Here is a 17,087-nt window from a genome sequence, read left to right on the forward strand (position 1 = left end):
GGCCTGCTTTCCCTATGGAAGGCCGGCTGGAAGCCGGCCCCACATGGGGAGCCGGGTCCACAACGGCAAAGCCGGTGAGTTGTTTTAGCCGGCTGGAAGCCAGCTCCACATGGAGGGTCTCGTACATCCAGCCCAGTTCATTCTCCAACTCCTGGAGCAGTTTGCGACCAGCGGCGGCGAAGGCGCCCACGTCGAATGGCAGGTTGTAGTTCGCGGCGATGAAGGTAGCCGCCGGAGACAGGTCGTTCAGGATGACGCGGCGCGAACCCCATTTCGGAGGCTCCTTGCCTTGTTTCTTCCATTCCAATTCTAGTTCGCGCCGGCAGGATGCCGGCGCCACTGCACACCATTGGGCGGCGACGCCGGTCATACCGGAGCCGGCAAAGCCGTCGAGCACGAGATCGCCGGGTTCGGTGTAATGCAGGATGGACGGGGCTATGGCCAGGTGCGGCACCTTGGTGTGGTAGCCGTGGGCCTTGTAGAGCGGGTCCGTCTTGCCAACCGAGACATCGATGGTCATCGGCTCACGGCGATACGGAACCTCCTGGTCATACGGTCGCCCGTAGTGCCGGACGAAGGCTTCAAGGAAGGGGTTAGGACAGGCGGTGTAGTAAGGTGGGTCTGACATGGCCAGGATGTCCGCGTCAGCGCCGATCGGAAACCCCTCGATCTTGCGAAACTCGGGATCCTTGAGCCGCTCCCGCAGGAGCCCGAGAAAGTGCTCGCGGCGTGTCGCGTCGCTCGGGAAGGTCTGGCCCAGGCAGTCGACGGGACCGCCGGCCGCGGCGCCCTGGCCGTCAAACAGGTCGTTCATGGGTTCTTGTCCTTCTGTTGCTGCCCGGCGAGTACGGCTGTCCCGCGCTCGGTCAGGCGGTAGCGCTGCTTGCTGCTTTGCGGTTTGTCTGGAATGGTCATGGTCACAAGCCCATGTTCTAGCAGGGGCGTCAAGCACTGATCACGGAACTTGGTGCGGTTGACGCGCTTGACCAAATCCATGAGCTCGGTGATGGCGTGCTCTGCGTGCATCTTGGTCAGGAGTCCCTGCTGCTCTGCGGTCAGTTGGGTCCAGATTCCGACTTGGTCCTCACTTGGTCCCGACTTGGTCCCGACTTGTTCGGTGACTTGTGCAGTCGCCAAGTCAAAGCGTTGGCGAATCGGCGCAGGCACCTGGAACCGCGTTTCGGACAGCGATTCCAGGAGTTTCTGGGCCACCAAGCGATCGGCCAGCACCTTGGCCTGCAGGGTCGTACTGAGCCCGAGACCGCGAATGTCGGTCAGACTGAGCGACTCGCCTGCCGGTTTTTCCAATCCCAGCGCCAGAGCATCGGCCTGCTCCGGGGAGAGGTCGACGCCCAGGGACTGCCGAAAGCGCTGCATGGCCACGGTGAGTAATGGCTTGTTGACAAGCACCAGCTCGAATTCTTTGGATGCCTTATCGTTGCGGATCTGCGGTGGCACGCGGCCCAACTCGTGCCAGTTGCGGAAGATGGCGCGGATGCCGGTGCCTGCTTGATCGGACAGGCCGATACGCCGGAAGGCTTTGATCAGGGCAGGATTACGCACATCCTTTTCGGTGGGCTCCAGCAATGCAGCGGTGGCAGGGAAGGCATCGCCGGGGTTCCAAAAAATGGTTCGGTCGTTGAACAGTTTGATCGCCGCCTTGCGGCCGGGGTCACCATAGTCTTGATGCACCAGCAGGTTGATGGCCGCCTCGCGGAAGGCGACATAATCGGGCGGATCGTCGTTACGGCGCAGGGTCGTGGGATCGAGCGAGAACGGATGCTCGGCAATGCGCATATAGCGGGCGACCAATCCGCGCCACGTCGAGAAGATATTCTCTTCAAACACATAGCGATCATGCCAGCGCTGATCGGCCGACCAGTTATCGAACGCGGTGTCGATGCGCTGATAGTCCAGTACGGGACGCGGCAGGACTTGCTCAACGTACTGGCGTTTGCCGAAGAGCAAGACACCGGCGCGACTGGGGCGCATCTGCCCTTGCTGTTCGGTGACGTAGTTCCAGTGGTGCAGGAAGGCCACCGGGTCGGCGATGTCGGATTGATCGGGGTTGCGCAGCAAAAACTGGGCCTTGTACCAACGAACGGTGTCCTCGTCGAAGCAGCGTTGCACGTCGAGATCAGCGAGCAATTCACCGTCAAAGGATTGCATGTCGTGGTCGCGCAGAAAGCGCCCCAACTCGCGCGCGGTACATTGTTCGTCGCCGGCACCCCGGCGGATATAGGTCTGGCGCGGATCGCCCTTCAAATAGATGGGCTTGTCGAAGCGGGGGCTCTCGGGGACATGAAACACGAACACGGTCTTGCCGTCGATGCTGTAACGCTGTTCCTCGATACGGATGATCTGGTTGAGCTTCTGGCCGCTGCGCAGGGTGCTCAAGAAATCGTTCTGCACCCGGTCGGGTTCGTCTACGCCGGTGACTTCAAGCTGGCCGTTGTGCTCACTGACGCCAAATACCAGCCAGCCGCCCGCCGTGTTGGCGAAGGCGGCGACCGTTTTGTAGGCATCGTCCGGGACTCCACGGGACGCCTTCTTACACTCGAAGTCGTTCCATTCAAAGCCCCGCAGACGGACGAGCAAGTCGTCCTGGTTCATCCGATCACTCCACCACAAACCGCAGCTTACCGGCGTCCTTGCCCTTGCAGCGGTCATTGATGAAGGTCTCGAAACGCTTGCGCAGTTCGTCCGGCGTGGCAGGCGAGCCGCCCGCGAGTAGCGCCTGCTTGATGGCATCGAAGGTCACGGTCACTGGTTCCAGCCCCGATAGGGCCTCTTGGACCGCGGCCACGAACCCTGGGGGGATCGGCTCCGGTAGGGCTTGGGCGTCGAGAAATGACTCGATGATGTGTCGGTCGGTCGCTTTGAGCAGGGTGAAGTTGGCCTGGATGATCGGGTCGGTGAGGTTGTCCAGCAGGGTCTGCTGCCAGGCGGCAAGCAATCGGTCCAGGTCATCGTCGAGCTTGGTCAGGGCATTGGCGGCAGGACCGAAGGCAAGGGATTCGTTGGCTGGTTTGAAGCTGCAATGGGGGCAGATAGGGCTTGCGACCAATTCGGACTCGGTGAGCTGGTAGCAACTCTTGAGATTCGCCAACCGCTCATCAAAGGCGGCGAGCTGGCTGGTCGGCATCAGTGAGATACCCGCCAAGGCGCGCAGAGCGACCAGCCGGGTGTCTTTGCGCAGGGCGGTCTTGGTCTTGTCTGCCGCGACACCCAGGCGCGCTGTGCTGTGGCTCGCGATATAGGCGGCCACGTAGTCTTTCTTCAATTTCACCAAGGCTTGTCTTGTGGGGCTGGCTTCCAGCCAGCCTCTTTGGAGGTTGGAAGGCAGGCTGGAAGCCTGCCCCACCGGGGTCAGGATCAGGGCGCGGGCGGTCCTCGCCTGCGCGATCCATGGGTGGTCGCCCGGTAGGACGATCTCGGCCTGGGACAGATACGCGGCCGTGGGACCCAGTTCGGCGACCAGCAGCAGCAGTGCCTCGCAGGCGGACAGCACATCCAGGTTCTGTTTCTGGGCCGTGACGTCTTCCAAGCCGATGCGCAGATTCTTGAGCTTGCCGACGGTGTTGTAGGGCGAGAGGGCCTCGGTGAAGGTCTTGAGTATGTCGAGTCGAGCGCGCCAGTCGCGTAACTCCTCATCGCGCAGCAGTGACTGGCCCCAGAAGGCCAGGCGGCCTTGCATGTCGGTTGTCGCCTTGAGGCCGCGGTTGACCAGCTCGCCGACGGCCTGTTGCAACTGTTTGACGGGCTCCTCTGAACCTTGGGTCGCCAGTTGGGCCAAGCCGGGTGACAGGCCCAGCAGTTCGAACAGCGCGCGCAAGACCTCCACGTCGAGTGCTTTCGGGGCCTCGATATGCTTGAACGCCTTCAGTTCGTCGAGCGAGTGTTCCGCCAGTTGGGCAAGTTTTCCGGAGTCGATCTTGTCGCCGGTGATGGCGAGCACGCAGTGGCCGCTGTAGACCAGGGTGCCCAGGACGACCGCGAACAGGTCCGACTCCAGGCGGAACCGGGCGGGGGCGAAATGCTCGGCTCCGTAGGCGCCGGTCAGCAGCTCGCCGTGGTTGAGCACTTGGCCGTGACCCTTGGCCTTGAGGCGGGTCAACACCTCTTGGGCATAGGGTGATCGACCAGCGTCGATGCGGTCGCCTGCGAGCAGAAGCAAGGCGTCCAGGATCGCCACGGCGTCTTTGGTTCGGGGGCCGCCGGCCAGCCACCGCAGCGCGCTTATTACGAGCTGCTTGCGGTTGGTCTCGGTAACCAGCAGCGAGAAGGTCGGATACTCGGGGGCGAGGTCGGCAAACTGTTGGCCGAGTGCGAGCCCGGAAACCACATTGACGATATCGCGGAAGTTGATGCGATCGTCTGCCCCCAGGCGGGCTTTGTCGCGCATGGAGACGCCGCGCACCCAGTCGGCAAGGGGCTTGGTCTTGCCCCCGTGGGTGACTTCCAGGGCGGTCATCTGCTTTTCCTGTAGCCACTTGCTCATGGCCTTCAGAGCGTCCGCGGCTTTGGAGAGATAGATGTTCTTGGGGTTGCCGCTGGCCGTGGAGGCAAGATCCAGGGCCGCGGCATAGGTCGCCAGGTGGTGCTTGATGTCTTCGTCGAGCCCCTTGAGGCGGAAGAACACCTCGTCCGCCAGGTGTTCATCACGAAACTTTGGGGGGTCAAAGGGTTGGATGAAGTAGATGTAGAAGTCCCGCGGCGGCTGGGCCGTGGGGCGGTCATTGGGGGCGCCGAAGAAGAGATAACCGACACGCTCGACCCGCCGCTCCTGCCATTCGATCTGGTACTGCCAGATCTGGAAGCCGGAGACGTAGGTGGTCTCGTCGGTACGCTCCATGAGCTGGCGCACCGCGCTGAAGTAGGCCCGGTCCAGCGCATCATCGGACAGGGCATCGGCGCGCTTTTCGATCTGCGCGTCGTAGTCGATGTCTTTCTTGAGATCCAGGTAATACTGATCGGTGCCTGGCGCCTTAGAGATGAACTGTCCGTTGACGGTCTTCAGGGTCTCGCGGAGCACCGTCTGAACCAGCGAGAGGAGATCGGCTGCCGGGTCGCCGCCCATGTCCTCAATGCCCGGCTGGTACAGGCACAGGGTATCGCGCAGTTCCTCGGCCGTTGGCCCGATGGGGACATAGATGTCGCCGCCGGTGGTCAGCCGGTGCACCGCCAGTGCGGCGATCAACCGCAGGGCCAGCGGCTTGTAGGCCGGGCGGGTGAAGGCTTGTTGAACCCGTCCGGTCAGTACATCAGAAACCTTGACCACGGGACCGATGGCAGGGTCCGCACGCAGTACCGAGTTGGCCGTGACGGTGTCCCAGAAGCGGTCATACCCGAGCAGTCCGGGCCGGTCGGTGGGGACTTCATCCGCAAGCATGGCTTGGATCTGGTCCCGGATGGTAACGAGGGCGCCGCGCTTTTCGGTGAAGATCAAGCGCTCGAAAGTACCGATATAGTCCGGATGCACGGGAAACAAGCGGACGTAGTCATCCATCCGCTCGTTCATCGTCCCGTAGCAGCGGGCGAAGGGCGTCAGATAGGTGCGAATCTTGTGCTGCTGGTCGGCGGACTTTTTCAGCAGTCGTTCCGCGACCACGAAGCTCACATCCGCTCGGGCGAGCAGCACCTGGGTGAATCTATCCTTGACCCGGCGCAGGCTGTCGGCGACATGCTGGAAACGGCTGCTGTCGAAGACCGCCTCCTGGACACCGGCCACGAAGCGGAAGCGCAGGTGCTTGCAGACCTCGCCGATCTCGCGCAGGAAGGACAGATCGAGCACCAGATCGTGATCCTTGCGCGAACGCAGGAACTCCAGGAACTCGTCGACCACGAGCAGGACGCCCTGGTTCGGATAGACCTCGTCGAAAGCGGCCATCATCGCCTCGAAGGCAGCCTTGTTGTTGACCACTTGATCGGCGGGTGGGAAGCGGTAGTCCACGCCGATCTGATCGAGTAAGGAGGTCAGCTCCCGCGTCACGATCTCGCGTAGCGACATCTCACTGGACACCTCGGTGCGGCGGACCTTGAACCGGCCGGCAATCGCACCGACCGCCGCGGCGACCTTGGGGTGGCGCAGCATCGGTTGGTAGGCGGCGTCTTCCGCGACCAGCGAGAGCACCGACAGCAGGTGTGATTTCCCGGTGCCGTAGTTGCCGACGACGAGCACGCCCTTGTGGTCGACGGACTCGTCGAAAGAGAGCTGCGGGATCATGGCCCCGGCGATGCGCTCGGCCATGTCGTCGGAGATGACATAGGTCGAGACGAGCTTCCGGCCCTCGTCGGGGAGGTTCGCGTCGAGCAGTTGAATGACCGACTCGATCGGCTCGAATTGGATGAGATCCCCGTAGCGCATGCGTTCCTGTCCTTTTTCTATTGATTCAGGTCGAGCACGACCACACCGTCGAGGCCATAGTCGCGATATTCCGGGTGCCCCATCTCCGCATAGGTCAGGCGCGGCTGAAAGGCGCCGGGGCGTCCCGCCCCGGTGCCGCCTACCGGGTCAGTGCCGCCCTGTCGCAACGCCCCCGGCCAGACCGCAACAACCCGCCGGGCCTGGGCTTGGCGCTTGAGCAGATCGAGCGGATTGAGGGCGAGCGAGGCATCGAACAGGATCTCGATGTTGTCGATCAGCAGCAGATCGCCGCGGCAATGGGGCTTCACGATCTCGCGCAGGAGACTGCCCGTCTGGAGCTGGCGCTCACGGTGGGGGACCGCGGCAAGCCGTCGGCCCAACGCCGCACCCAGACTCAGGATCGAGGCCCCGGTGTGGTCGCCGAAGGCCCGCAGCAGGGCGGTCTTGCCGCTCCCGGGCGGACCTGCCAGCAGAACAAGCTTGCTGTGCAGGGCAGCAAGATCGTCAACCAGCCGTTCCAGGCGCGTGAGCATTGTTCCTGTGGCTCCTTAGGTTCGCTTCGGGGACTCTCGCTTCCCATCAGTCCGCCGCGGGAGGCTCACCCCAGGGATTGACGACCCGCAGCAACGGCAGGTGGAAGTCGGTCAGGTTGCGAGTGGCCATGGTCAGGCCGTGCACCTTGGCATCCTGGAAGGCCCATTGGCGCATGGGAACCTCCGTCGAAAGCTCCTCTAGTCAGGCCTGTCAGTATAGCGCGCCGGTCCCGGCCCCCTCCACGACGAACCGCAGCGTTCCCGCACCGAACTGTGCGACACGCGTGCGACGCGCTAGACTGGCACCATGAATCCCCCCGAAATCACACGATAGCGCCACGGTGCGGGCCGTTCCGATGCAATGCCCCAAGTGCGGCGCCGAACAGTCGGCGCAGAACGCCATCTGTTGCCGCTGCGGCATCGTCTTTGCCAAATATTACAAGTATCACCCACGTCCACCGGATGAGGACAGTCCCGCGCCCCCGCCGGGGCGGGTCGATGCGCGTCTGTCGACCCTGACCCCGCTCGCGTCCGAGCGGCGGGGGTCATTGATCTTCCCGGCCGAGCCCGGCGGCGACTGGCTGAGCCTCAGTGCCCGCGGTCTGCTGTGGGTGGTGCTCCTGGTTTGGGGACTGTCGCTGATGTTCACATCGGTGGAGAGCGGCGGCGTCGGGGCGTCCTTTCTGCACAACGTCAACCTGCCGTTTCATGAGTTCGGGCACATTCTGTTCCGCCCGTTCGGCGACTACCTCACCTCACTGGGCGGGACTCTGGGTCAACTGCTGATGCCGGCCATCTGCTGCGGTGTCCTGCTGGTGCAGACCCGTGACCCCTTCGGCGCATCCGCCGCCCTGTGGTGGTTCGGCGAGAACTTTCTGGACATCGCCCCCTACATCAACGACGCCCGCGCCGGCGTTTTGCCGCTGGTGGGCGGCAACGTCGGGCACTCCTCGCCCTATGGCTTCCACGACTGGGAATACCTGCTGGGTGAGACCGGGCTGCTTCATCTGGACCACCAACTCGCCCGCACCAGTCACCTGCTTGGGGCACTCATCATGGGGCTGGCGCTGCTCTGGGGTGCCCGACTCTGGTGGCGCCAGTTGCAGTACCTGCGCGCCACCCAACCGGGCACACCGTGATGAGCCTACTGATCAAAGTCATGAGCTGGCTGCTGACCCTCACCCTGCTGGGGCTGGCCGCACTGGTGGTCCTGGTGTTCCTGGACAGCCGGCCGCTGGTCCCGGAGGACCGCACCCTGAGCACGGCCGAGCAGGCCTGGGCACGGGAGTGGCTCGTCGCCGCCAAGCCGCAGGGTCTGCGCGACGGGGAGCGAATCACCCTGACGCTATCGGAACGCGAGGCCAATATCATCGGCAACTATTTGATCGACAAGGTCGGCCAAGGCCGTGTCGACGTGCGGCTGACGGCGGAAGGCGCGCAGGTGGCCGCGTCGCTGGGACTCCCCTGGGACCCTGAGCAGCGCTTCATGAATCTGGACCTGAGCCTGGCCGGGGGCGAGCGCCTGCCCCGGATCGAACAGGCGCGCCTGGCGGGTCTGCCACTGCCCGAGAACCTGGTCCAGACCATCGCGGAGCGTCTGGTGAATGCGTTGGACCAGGCCCACCTGCTGCACCATGTGGATCTGCAACCGGATTTGGCGCTACTCACTTACGAGTGGCACCGCGACGCCTTGGCCAATCTGGGCAGCGGTCTGGTCTCGGCGGATGAGCGAGACCGGATTCTCACCTATCAGAACGTGCTGGTCCGCTACGCGGCCGCCCATCCCAAGCCGCCGACGATCGTGCTGGCTGACCTGCTCTCGGTGGTTCTATCCGCGGCCCAGGATGCCTCCCAAGGCACGTCTCAGTCCGATCCGGCCGCGGAGAGCCGGGCGGCGATCCTCGCCCTCGCCGCCTACACGAACCAACAGCACATCCGCGATCCGGGCCAGCCCGACGCCCGCTCCGCCCGTACCCGCTTTCGTCCGGTTGCGCTGCTTGGCCGCCGCGACCTGGCGCAGCATTTCATGACCTCCGCGGCCCTCGCCGCCCAGGGTGGAACCGCGCTCTCGGACCTGGTGGGGCTCTACAAAGAGATCGCGGATTCCCGCGGGGGCAGCGGATTCAGCTTTGCCGACCTGGCCGCGGACCGGGCCGGGACTCGCTTCGCCAATCTCGCCACCGGCAAACGCCAGGACGCCCAAGCCGTCCAGGCCGCCGCCCGCGAGGGATTCACCGCGGACGATCTCATGCCCGCCATCGACCGGCTGCCGGAAGGCATGAACGCCGCCGCTTTCGCCGCGGCCTTCCAGGACACCAAGAGCCCGGCCTATCGCAGCGCCGTCGCCGCGATCGAGCGCGACATCGATGCGCTGCGCTTGTTTCAGAAGGCCACGCGGTGAGCCGCCAGCGAACCCTTGGCGTCTTGGCGCCTTGGCGTGAGCCATTCAGGGTCTGAGCCAAGCCGATGCTGCGGATGCGCCCGCGTAGGCGCAATGCGCCACCAGTGTCCGGAACTCACCGAATAGCGGCGATGAAAACCGCCCGGGCCGTCGCCAGGCTCGCCTCGAACCGCTCTTCCAAGTCCAGGTCGAGCGGTCCCAACCCGCGGCGTAACGCCATCTCGTACGCGTTCAACGCGGCCTGCCAGGCACCGCCCGGGTCTGCTGCGGCCGGCGCTTCGCGGGTTGCCGCGTCGCCGGGCAACACGGCGGCCGAACGCGGGATCATGCGTTGCGCCCCGTCGCGCTCACGGCTGGCGGTCATCGGGCCGGTCTTGGTATAGCGCTCATCCTGATAGACAAACCGCTGCCCCAGCGGCAGGTGGGGAAATTTCATGGCAGGAAACACCGTTCTCCCGGTTAATTACGATTCAGAAACACGTTAAACAACGACTACAATCGTTGTCGTGATCATGCCGTCCGCGCGACGGCCCAGACCACGACCGTGACCGCGCCGGCCCGGCGCAGCACGCGCGCCAGCTCGCTCACGGTGCTCCCGGTGGTCATCACATCATCGACGATCGCCACGTGCGTCCAAGGCAGCGGCGTCTGCGCCACGAAGGCGCCGCGGAGATTGCGGCGGCGCGCCGGCTCGTCCAGCCCCGCCTGGGGCGGGGTCGCCAGAATGCGCCGACACGACCGGGCCGCAATCGGTATGGTCAGGGCCTGCCCAACCACGCGGGCAATCTCCAGTGCCTGATTGTAGCCGCGTCCGGCCAACCGCCGCGGATGTAAGGGCACCGGCAGCAGCACCTAGGGCAAGGGCGCGTCCTGGTCACGCACCCCATCCGCCAGAATATCGCCAAGCAGACGGGCGGTATTCAGGCGCCCGCGAAACTTGGCATCCGCCACCAGGCTCGGGACCGGAGTCTCATAGCGCAAGGCGGCGAATACGCGCTCAAAGGGAGGCGCACGCCGCTGGCAGGCCCCGCAAAGTGCGGCAACCGGCGTCGACTGGTCGAACGGCACCGCGCAGCGCGGACAACTGTGCCGATTGAAAGGCAGTTCCGCCGCGCACCCCGCGCACAGGTCGCGCCCCTCCGCGCCCGGCGCTCCACATAAGATGCAGGTCGGCGGGAAGAGGACGGCGAGCAGACGACCGGGCTGGAAGTGGAAACCAGAAGACGCGCTTTGCATCAAGGACCATCATAAGCCTTTGTTGAATCATTACCTGACTCGCTGCCGGGACAATACCACCGCGGGCGCGATCAGGAACGGGTCGCGTTACGTTACACTAAGGACGCGCGCCGCGGATGCGCATCCCGCCATGACGGCCTGATGAGCGTCCGCGTCAGTACGATGATAGGTTCACAGGAGGTTGTCCGATCATGCTGGAGTATGTTTTTTTCCAAGAGGCGCCCCGCAAGCATTTTCAGGATTTTCTCACCGCGCAGGGCCTGGCCTGGACCCTCGAGCCCGGAAACCTGGAAACCCTGGTGGTGGTCGATGAGGCTGGCCTGGACGACGAACTGGCCGAACGCATCGAGGCGGTCTACGACGAGCTGTTTTCCGCCGAACAGTCAGTTTATTCCACGAGTCTGCCCCAATCGGCCCAGGATGGCGACGGCAACGGAATCGTCATTCAACTTCCGAACGGCGGCGGGATCGCTGTCGCATTGCCCCAGGAGTTGCTCCAGCGAATCCTCACGGTCATCACCGCCGAGGAGCTCGGATGCCTGGTGGGCGCCATCGCGCGCGCGCTGACCGGCAAGGAAGGTGCCAAGGTCTAGCGGATGCGGGTCAGCGCCAGGAGCGGCCGGCTTGGCTTGAGCCGCCGACCACCGCCTCACTGCGCGGGTCAGGCAGGTGGCGTCTGACGCGCAGCCGTCGAATGGGCCTGAATCACTTTGCGCATCAACACCTCATCCTGTCCCGCGATCACCAGGTCCGTGAGCAGGCCGACGGGGCGAAAACCTTGTTTTTCATAGAAGACTCTGGCACCTGCATTGAAACCGGACACTAAGAGCCAGAGGTTCAAAGTCCGGCCGCGGTAGGTCCGCTCGAGAAACGTCAGGACGGCGCGGCCAACCCCCTGACCTTGAGCGCCCGGCAAGACCGCGAAGAGCTCGATGTAGGCCCCGCGCAGCCAGGGATAACGGACGACAACGAGCCCCTGAATCGCCCCATTGCGGACCGCCAGATAGCGGGTGAGGTCCGGGTGGGTGAGCTGGAGCCCGCGCGCCAGCGCGTCGGCGCTGTAGCCCAGAGTCAGCCAGGGGTCGCTGCCGGCGAGGATGGCGGCGATGGTCCGCGCCTCTCCCGCACTCAAGGCGTCGCACGCGATGAACTCAAGCGGTTCGGAACTCAACCCCCGCCCCCCTGCCCGGCCAGTGTCATTGCGCGTTGCGCGGCCAGGATGAAGACCCGTAAGACGACAGTGCGGAACATGGAGCAGGCGACCGCGTTCGAGAGATCAGGCAGTATACCAAGATGACCGCAAACAGGATCACTGGGCCAAGTGCAGTCAACGCCAAGGCGTTGTTGCGTGACATGTTCGACGCGGCGATCATCGCGGCCCAGCCCGCGCGCTGTCTGCCGCCCTATCTGCCGGACCCGCCCGCGGGGCGGCTGATCGTCATCGGCGCCGGGAAAGCGGCCGCCGCGATGGCCCAGACCGTGGAGCAGCACTGGGCTGGTCATCTTACGGGTCTGGTCGTCACGCGTTACGGCTATGGTGTGCCTTGCCAGCGGATCGAGGTCATCGAGGCGGCCCATCCGGTACCGGATGCCGCGGGCAGCGTGGCTGCCCGCCGCATCCTCGACCTGGTGCACGGACTCGACCGCGCGGATCTGGTGCTGTGTCTGCTCTCCGGCGGCGGTTCCGCCCTGCTGACGGCGCCGGCGCCGGGCCTGACGCTGGCGGACAAACAGACGCTGAACCAGGCGCTGCTCACGAGCGGCGCCACCATCGCCGAAATGAACTGCGTGCGCCGCCACCTCTCCGCGATCAAGGGCGGACGCCTGGCGGCGGCCTGCCACCCGGCACGGGTCCTGACGCTGCTGATCTCCGACGTACCGGGCGATGATCCCACCGACATCGCGTCCGGTCCGACGGTCCCCGATCCCACCAGTTGCGCGGACGCCCTGCGGATCCTCGACCAGTATGAGATCGCCGTACCGGCCGCGGCGCGCGCGCTCCTCACGAGCAGCGCGGGCGAGACGGTCAAGCCCGAAGACCCGCGCCTCGCCGCGGGCGAGGTCAAACTGATCGCCACGCCCCAAATGGCACTCGAAGCCGCCGCCGCGGTGGCACGTCAGGCCGGCCTCGCGGCCTTGATTCTGGGCGACAGCATCGAAGGCGAGGCGCGCACCGTGGGCACGGTCATGGCTGGTATCGCCCGGCAGGTGGCGGTGCACGGCCAGCCGATCCCGCCGCCCTGTGTGCTGCTCTCCGGCGGCGAGACCACGGTGACGGTCCGCGGCCAGGGGCGCGGCGGACGCAATGTCGAGTTCCTGCTGGCCCTGGCGGTGGCGCTCGCCGGCCGGCCCGGGGTCTATGCCCTGGCGGGCGACACCGACGGGATGGATGGTCAGGAAGCGATCGCCGGCGCCAGCCTCACCCCGGACACCCTCGTCCGCGCCGCGGCACTGGGCCTGCGACCGCGCGAACGCCTCGCCGACAACGACGCGCATGGCTTTTTCCAGGCTCTCGGCGACTCGGTGATCACCGGCCCGACCCTGACCAACGTCAACGATTTTCGCGCGATCCTGGTGACCCGAGCATGACCGCGGCCGATCCCACGGCACCGTCCATGCGTCTTCCCGAGGTCGGCCGCATCGCCCAGATCGACGCCTTGCGCGGCTTTGCCGTGCTCGGCGTCTTCTGGATCGGGGTCGGCGCCTTCGGTCTGCCCTATGGGGCCAATGCCCTGCCGACCCTGCTCGGCACCGCAAGCCCGTTGAATCTCGCCCTCTGGGCCTCGACCGAGGTCTACATGGAGGGCGCCGTGCGCGGCGTCTTCTCCATGCTGTTCGGGGCCAGCGCGCTGATCTACCTGGACGAGGCCCGGCTCGCCCGCGACGGGGTGGCGTTGGTGGACCGCTTCTATCGGCGCAACCTGATCCTGATGGTGTTCGGCCTGATCCATGCCTATCTGCTGCTGTGGCCGCACGACGTGCTCTACGCCTACGGGCTGCTTGGACTCTTTCTCTTCCCGTTGCGGCGCCTGCCGGCCTTGGCGCTGTTCCTGATCGGAGTGGTGCTCCAAGGTGTTGCGGACCTGACGATCGAGTGGCCGGCAGTTATCGACTGGCTGCGCGGCCTGCCCGAGTCACCCGACCTCGCCGCCGCCGTGAGCGGGGCCGGCGCGGACCCGGCGGAGGCCGCCCGCTTCCTGGGCTGGCTGCGGTTGCAACTGGAACAGGACATCCAAACCTACCGTTCAGGCTACCTGACCCTCTTCGCCGCCCAGGCCGCGGAGGTCGCGGCCCAAGAGTCCACCGTCTTTTATCAGCGGCATGGTTATGAGATCGGCGGCATGATGCTGATCGGCATGGCACTGTACCGCTGGGGAGTCCTCTCCGGACAGCGCCCGGCGGCGCTCTACTGGCTGCTCGCATTGCTCGGGTTCGGGGTGGGAGGCTGGCTGCGCGGGGCCGATGTCTACCAGGCCTATCGTCTGGGTTTCGACCCGCTGATCCTGGCCGGGCTCGCCCAAGGCGACCTGGATCTCGGGCGCCTGCCGGTGGCGCTCGGTCATGTCGGCCTGATCGGACTGCTGTGCCGGTGGGGCCGCGCCGCCTGGCTGACGGGCGCACTGGCCGCCACCGGACGCCTGGCGCTGACTCACTACATCACCCAGACGGTGATCGGCATCACGTTGTTCTACGGGTTCGGATTCGCGCTCTTCGGGCGTCTGGAGCGGTGGCAACTGGCCTTGATCTTCCTTGCCGTCGCGGCGTTCCAGGTCCTGTTCAGCCTGCTGTGGCTGCGGCGTTTCCGCTACGGGCCCCTGGAATGGGTATGGCGATCATTGACCGACGGGCATCTCCGGCCGCTGCGCGTCGCGGCTGGACCGAACACCGCAACGTGACTGAGGGTCAAATCCGCGATAATCCCCCCAACCGATACCATCCGTCAGTCCGGATCGCGCGCCTTCACGCCGCACCGACACCCGGACCCCTAACCAACTCACCTTGCAGAGCGAACATGAGCGAAACCAACCAGACCCCAACCCAGGACCTCAGCACTGAGGTGGCGATCATCGGCGGCGGACCCGGCGGCTACACCGCGGCCTTCCGCGCCGCGGACCTCGGCAAGCGGGTGGTGCTGATCGAGCGCTACAACGCCTTGGGCGGCGTCTGCCTGAACGTCGGCTGCATCCCCTCCAAGGCGCTGCTGCACGCCGCCGCCATCATTGAGGAGGCCAAGTCGCTGGGCACCATGGGCGTGACCTTCGCCCCGCCGCAGATCGATCTCGACCAGATGCGCGCGGGCAAACAAGCGGTGGTCAACCGCCTCACCGGCGGACTGGCGGCCCTGGCCAAGCAGCGCAAGGTGCAGATTGTCACCGGCGAGGGACGACTGGAAGGCCCGTATCAGTTGAGCGTCGAGACCGCCGAGGGCCGGGTGAACGTCACCTTTGAACACTGCATCATTGCCTGCGGCTCGAGCCCGGTGCGCATTCCGAGTTTTCCCCACGACGACCCGCGGGTGCTGGACTCCACCGGCGCCCTGGAGATTCGCGACATCCCGGCACGCCTGCTGATCGTCGGCGGCGGCATCATCGGCCTGGAGATGGCGAGCGTCTACGCCGCCCTGGGTTCCCGCATCGAGGTGGTGGAGTTGCAGGATCAGCTCATGCCCGGCTGCGATATCGACCTGGTCCGCGCCTTCGAAAAAGTCATCAAACCGCGCTACGACCGCATCCTGCTGGAGACCAAGGTCGCCGCCATGGACGCGACCCCCGAGGGCATCAAGGTAGTATTCGACGGCAAGCACCCCGGTGAGGCGACCTACGACAAGGTCTTGGTAGCCGTTGGCCGGCGGCCCAACGGCCAGTCGGTGAACGCGCAAGCCGCGGGCGTCATCGTCGACGCGCGGGGATTTATCCCGGTCGACGGACACATGCGTACCAATGTCCCGCACATCTTTGCCATCGGCGACGTGGTGGGCAACCCGATGCTGGCGCACAAGGCCACCCACGAGGCCAAGACCGCCGCCGAGGTCATCGCCGGACTGCCGGCCCTGTTCGACCCCTTGACCATCCCCTCGGTCGCCTACACCGACCCGGAAGTCGCGTGGATGGGGCTAACCGAGACCGAGGCCAAGAAACAGGGGATCGCTTACGAAAAGGGCGTCTTCCCCTGGGCCGCGAGCGGCCGGGCGCTGGGCATCCACCGCGACGAGGGTCTCACCAAGCTGCTGTTCGATCCCCAGACCCATCGCATCCTGGGCGCCGGCATCGTCGGCGTGAATGCCGGCGAACTGATCGGCGAGACGGTGCTGGCCCTGGAAATGGGTGCCGACATGGAAGACCTGGGGCTGACCATCCATCCCCATCCGACACTCAACGAGACCATCGGCCTCGCCGCCGAGATGGCCCACGGCTCCATTACCGACCTGATGCCGCCGAAGAAACGCTAAGTCGGCCGGATGATCGCCGCACCGTAGGTTGGGGTGAGGAACGAACCCCAACATCCCCGCCGCCGGCCGTTGGGGTTCGTTCCTCACCCCAACCTACGGGCTACCCATCGTCCTGTCGGCCGTTTCGGGAAGAGCCATCCGTTTCGGAAAAACGGCCCACCTCCCGTTGTACCTGCGCATTCATATTGATCGGTGCGATCACGATCTCCGGGTGACGCTGCGAGAACACTCGGAATATCTCGTCGACAAAGGATCGGCCCACCATATCCACGCCCGCAAAGTCCAATACGACATTGCGGAAGCGCTCGACACGATTCATGATCCGCTTGGCTTGGGAGCGGGAGACGAGTTGCTCCCCTTCGTACAGTGCCAGGCGGATCGGCACAACCGTCTTGGAGAAGTCCAGCGTATCGGCATCGGTATATTCGTCGAAAACGGACGCCAGTATGCGCTCGGTCTTGGGCGAGAGGTACATGCCGACCGTGGTCCCCTCCGTTGCGCCTTCGAGATGCACCAGGCAATCCCGGTCAGACGCGTCCGTATGGCTGAATGCCAAATCGCCGGCATAGATGCGATCCTCGGTGATGGCACCGAGCGCGTAGTTACCTTTCTGCCAGCGGTTCGGTCCTAAGCGATACGTGCGACCGCGCGTCGTCCCGACAGCCTCCAAAAAGCGCTCGCGGGTCAGATGGGTCAGATGCCGGTGCACAGCCTGACGGGTGATGCCGAATTGCTCGCAGGTCTCGGCGACGATGTCCGCTCGCCCGGCCCTGACGGCATCGATCAGGTGGCGACGAATCGACCGGGATTGGCTGGTCTTACTAGCCCCGCCCGCGGGCCACGACAAGGAGTAGCATGACCAACTCGCCCCCACCGGCGCCCCGCCGTGGGACGCGCGCCCGGTTGCGCGCTGGGGCCTTGAGCATCGTTCCGGCCAGCGACGGCCTGTCCGCAACTGGAGGTCGAGGCTTTAGCCGATGGCGACTCCCGAGATCTTAAAGAGAATCAGTGGTGCCTGCTCGCCGGACCGGCTAACGGCCATAGAAGGAACATTAAGCCACCCCGGAAGATGCAAGTCCCTCGTGGGAGCGGCGTCCCGCC

The 17,087-nt window shown here is 65.2% G+C and carries 16 protein-coding genes; 6 read left to right on the forward strand and 10 right to left on the reverse strand.

The genetic code is table 11. The features are described 5' to 3' along the window. The 5 genes from QZY03_RS20515 to QZY03_RS20535 all read right to left on the reverse strand — a co-directional run. On the reverse strand, window positions 1–814 hold an 814-nt coding region (locus QZY03_RS20515; RefSeq protein ID WP_295584090.1), incomplete at its 3' end, for a DNA methyltransferase. After that, complete coding sequence (locus QZY03_RS20520; protein ID WP_295584092.1) at window positions 811–2,613, reverse strand: RNA-binding domain-containing protein; 1,803 nt, start codon at window positions 2,611–2,613, stop codon at window positions 811–813. The genes QZY03_RS20520 and QZY03_RS20515, both read right to left, overlap by 4 nt. A 4-nt stretch (window positions 2,614–2,617) precedes the next feature. After that, the gene (locus tag QZY03_RS20525) at window positions 2,618–6,367 is read right to left on the reverse strand and encodes a DUF6079 family protein (RefSeq protein ID WP_295584094.1); all 3,750 of its coding nucleotides are present in this window, start codon (window positions 6,365–6,367) and stop codon (window positions 2,618–2,620) included. A 17-nt stretch (window positions 6,368–6,384) separates the two neighbouring features. Continuing rightward, window positions 6,385–6,900, reverse strand: coding sequence for a BREX-3 system P-loop-containing protein BrxF (gene brxF / locus QZY03_RS20530; protein ID WP_295584097.1), 516 nt, complete (start codon window positions 6,898–6,900; stop codon window positions 6,385–6,387). Between the two features lie 46 nt (window positions 6,901–6,946). Continuing rightward, window positions 6,947–7,075: a hypothetical protein gene (locus QZY03_RS20535; RefSeq protein ID WP_295584099.1), complete on the reverse strand. Its 129-nt coding sequence runs from the start codon at window positions 7,073–7,075 to the stop codon at window positions 6,947–6,949. 181 nt (window positions 7,076–7,256) lie between these two features. Between QZY03_RS20535 and QZY03_RS20540 the strand changes: the two genes are divergently transcribed. Together QZY03_RS20540 and QZY03_RS20545 are read left to right on the forward strand one after the other, a co-directional pair. Then, complete coding sequence (locus QZY03_RS20540) at window positions 7,257–8,039, forward strand: zinc ribbon domain-containing protein (RefSeq protein WP_295584100.1); 783 nt, start codon at window positions 7,257–7,259, stop codon at window positions 8,037–8,039. Then, window positions 8,039–9,301 (forward strand): hypothetical protein, encoded by a 1,263-nt coding sequence (locus QZY03_RS20545; RefSeq protein WP_295584102.1) that lies wholly within the window; start codon window positions 8,039–8,041, stop codon window positions 9,299–9,301. The genes QZY03_RS20540 and QZY03_RS20545 overlap by 1 nt, the downstream gene beginning before the upstream one ends. Window positions 9,302–9,416: 115 nt before the next feature. Here QZY03_RS20545 and QZY03_RS20550 read toward each other — a convergent pair whose 3' ends face one another. The 3 genes from QZY03_RS20550 to QZY03_RS32210 form a co-directional block, all read right to left on the reverse strand. Next, complete coding sequence (locus QZY03_RS20550; RefSeq protein WP_295584104.1) at window positions 9,417–9,737, reverse strand: hypothetical protein; 321 nt, start codon at window positions 9,735–9,737, stop codon at window positions 9,417–9,419. Window positions 9,738–9,811: 74 nt separating this feature from the next. Continuing rightward, window positions 9,812–10,141: a hypothetical protein gene (locus tag QZY03_RS32205; RefSeq protein ID WP_363168803.1), complete on the reverse strand. Its 330-nt coding sequence runs from the start codon at window positions 10,139–10,141 to the stop codon at window positions 9,812–9,814. Between the two features lie 12 nt (window positions 10,142–10,153). Continuing rightward, entirely contained in the window at window positions 10,154–10,537 is a 384-nt protein-coding gene (locus QZY03_RS32210; protein ID WP_363168801.1) for a double zinc ribbon domain-containing protein, read from the reverse strand. 191 nt (window positions 10,538–10,728) lie between these two features. Here QZY03_RS32210 and QZY03_RS20560 point away from each other — a divergent pair, with 191 nt between their 5' ends. Beyond that, window positions 10,729–11,130 (forward strand): hypothetical protein, encoded by a 402-nt coding sequence (locus tag QZY03_RS20560; RefSeq protein WP_295584106.1) that lies wholly within the window; start codon window positions 10,729–10,731, stop codon window positions 11,128–11,130. Window positions 11,131–11,198: 68 nt separating this feature from the next. Here QZY03_RS20560 and QZY03_RS20565 read toward each other — a convergent pair whose 3' ends face one another. Beyond that, a complete protein-coding gene (locus tag QZY03_RS20565; protein ID WP_295584108.1) occupies window positions 11,199–11,708 on the reverse strand; it encodes an N-acetyltransferase in 510 nt (169 codons plus the stop codon). Window positions 11,709–11,830: 122 nt separating this feature from the next. Between QZY03_RS20565 and QZY03_RS20570 the strand changes: the two genes are divergently transcribed. The 3 genes from QZY03_RS20570 (at window position 11,831) to lpdA (ending at window position 15,986) form a co-directional block, all read left to right on the forward strand. Beyond that, window positions 11,831–13,126: a glycerate kinase gene (locus QZY03_RS20570; RefSeq protein WP_295584110.1), complete on the forward strand. Its 1,296-nt coding sequence runs from the start codon at window positions 11,831–11,833 to the stop codon at window positions 13,124–13,126. Continuing rightward, complete coding sequence (locus QZY03_RS20575; RefSeq protein WP_295584112.1) at window positions 13,123–14,433, forward strand: DUF418 domain-containing protein; 1,311 nt, start codon at window positions 13,123–13,125, stop codon at window positions 14,431–14,433. Before QZY03_RS20570 ends, QZY03_RS20575 begins: the two co-directional genes overlap by 4 nt. Before the next feature lie 116 nt (window positions 14,434–14,549). Then, window positions 14,550–15,986, forward strand: a complete 1,437-nt coding sequence (gene lpdA / locus QZY03_RS20580) for a dihydrolipoyl dehydrogenase (protein ID WP_295584114.1) — start codon at window positions 14,550–14,552, stop codon at window positions 15,984–15,986. A 100-nt stretch (window positions 15,987–16,086) separates the two neighbouring features. Here lpdA and QZY03_RS20585 read toward each other — a convergent pair whose 3' ends face one another. Further along, window positions 16,087–16,695, reverse strand: a complete 609-nt coding sequence (locus QZY03_RS20585; protein WP_295584116.1) for an STAS-like domain-containing protein — start codon at window positions 16,693–16,695, stop codon at window positions 16,087–16,089. Window positions 16,696–17,087 lie beyond the last annotated feature (392 nt).

Origin of the sequence: uncultured Lamprocystis sp., assembly GCF_903933125.1 — a bacterium.
GTDB lineage: Bacteria > Pseudomonadota > Gammaproteobacteria > Chromatiales > Chromatiaceae > Thiodictyon.

Excerpts from the sequence above, each read along its gene's own strand:
- QZY03_RS20520 (WP_295584092.1), bottom strand. The coding sequence starts at position 2,613 with ATGAACCAGGACGACTTGCTCGTCCGTCTGCGGGGCTTTGAATGGAAC.
- QZY03_RS20525 (WP_295584094.1), bottom strand. The coding sequence starts at position 6,367 with ATGCGCTACGGGGATCTCATCCAATTCGAGCCGATCGAGTCGGTCATT.
- brxF (WP_295584097.1), bottom strand. The coding sequence starts at position 6,900 with ATGCTCACGCGCCTGGAACGGCTGGTTGACGATCTTGCTGCCCTGCAC.
- QZY03_RS20535 (WP_295584099.1), bottom strand. The coding sequence starts at position 7,075 with ATGCGCCAATGGGCCTTCCAGGATGCCAAGGTGCACGGCCTGACCATG.
- QZY03_RS20540 (WP_295584100.1), top strand. The coding sequence starts at position 7,257 with ATGCAATGCCCCAAGTGCGGCGCCGAACAGTCGGCGCAGAACGCCATC.
- QZY03_RS20545 (WP_295584102.1), top strand. The coding sequence starts at position 8,039 with ATGAGCCTACTGATCAAAGTCATGAGCTGGCTGCTGACCCTCACCCTG.
- QZY03_RS20550 (WP_295584104.1), bottom strand. The coding sequence starts at position 9,737 with ATGAAATTTCCCCACCTGCCGCTGGGGCAGCGGTTTGTCTATCAGGAT.
- QZY03_RS32210 (WP_363168801.1), bottom strand. The coding sequence starts at position 10,537 with ATGCAAAGCGCGTCTTCTGGTTTCCACTTCCAGCCCGGTCGTCTGCTC.
- QZY03_RS20560 (WP_295584106.1), top strand. The coding sequence starts at position 10,729 with ATGCTGGAGTATGTTTTTTTCCAAGAGGCGCCCCGCAAGCATTTTCAG.
- QZY03_RS20570 (WP_295584110.1), top strand. The coding sequence starts at position 11,831 with ATGACCGCAAACAGGATCACTGGGCCAAGTGCAGTCAACGCCAAGGCG.
- QZY03_RS20575 (WP_295584112.1), top strand. The coding sequence starts at position 13,123 with ATGACCGCGGCCGATCCCACGGCACCGTCCATGCGTCTTCCCGAGGTC.
- lpdA (WP_295584114.1), top strand. The coding sequence starts at position 14,550 with ATGAGCGAAACCAACCAGACCCCAACCCAGGACCTCAGCACTGAGGTG.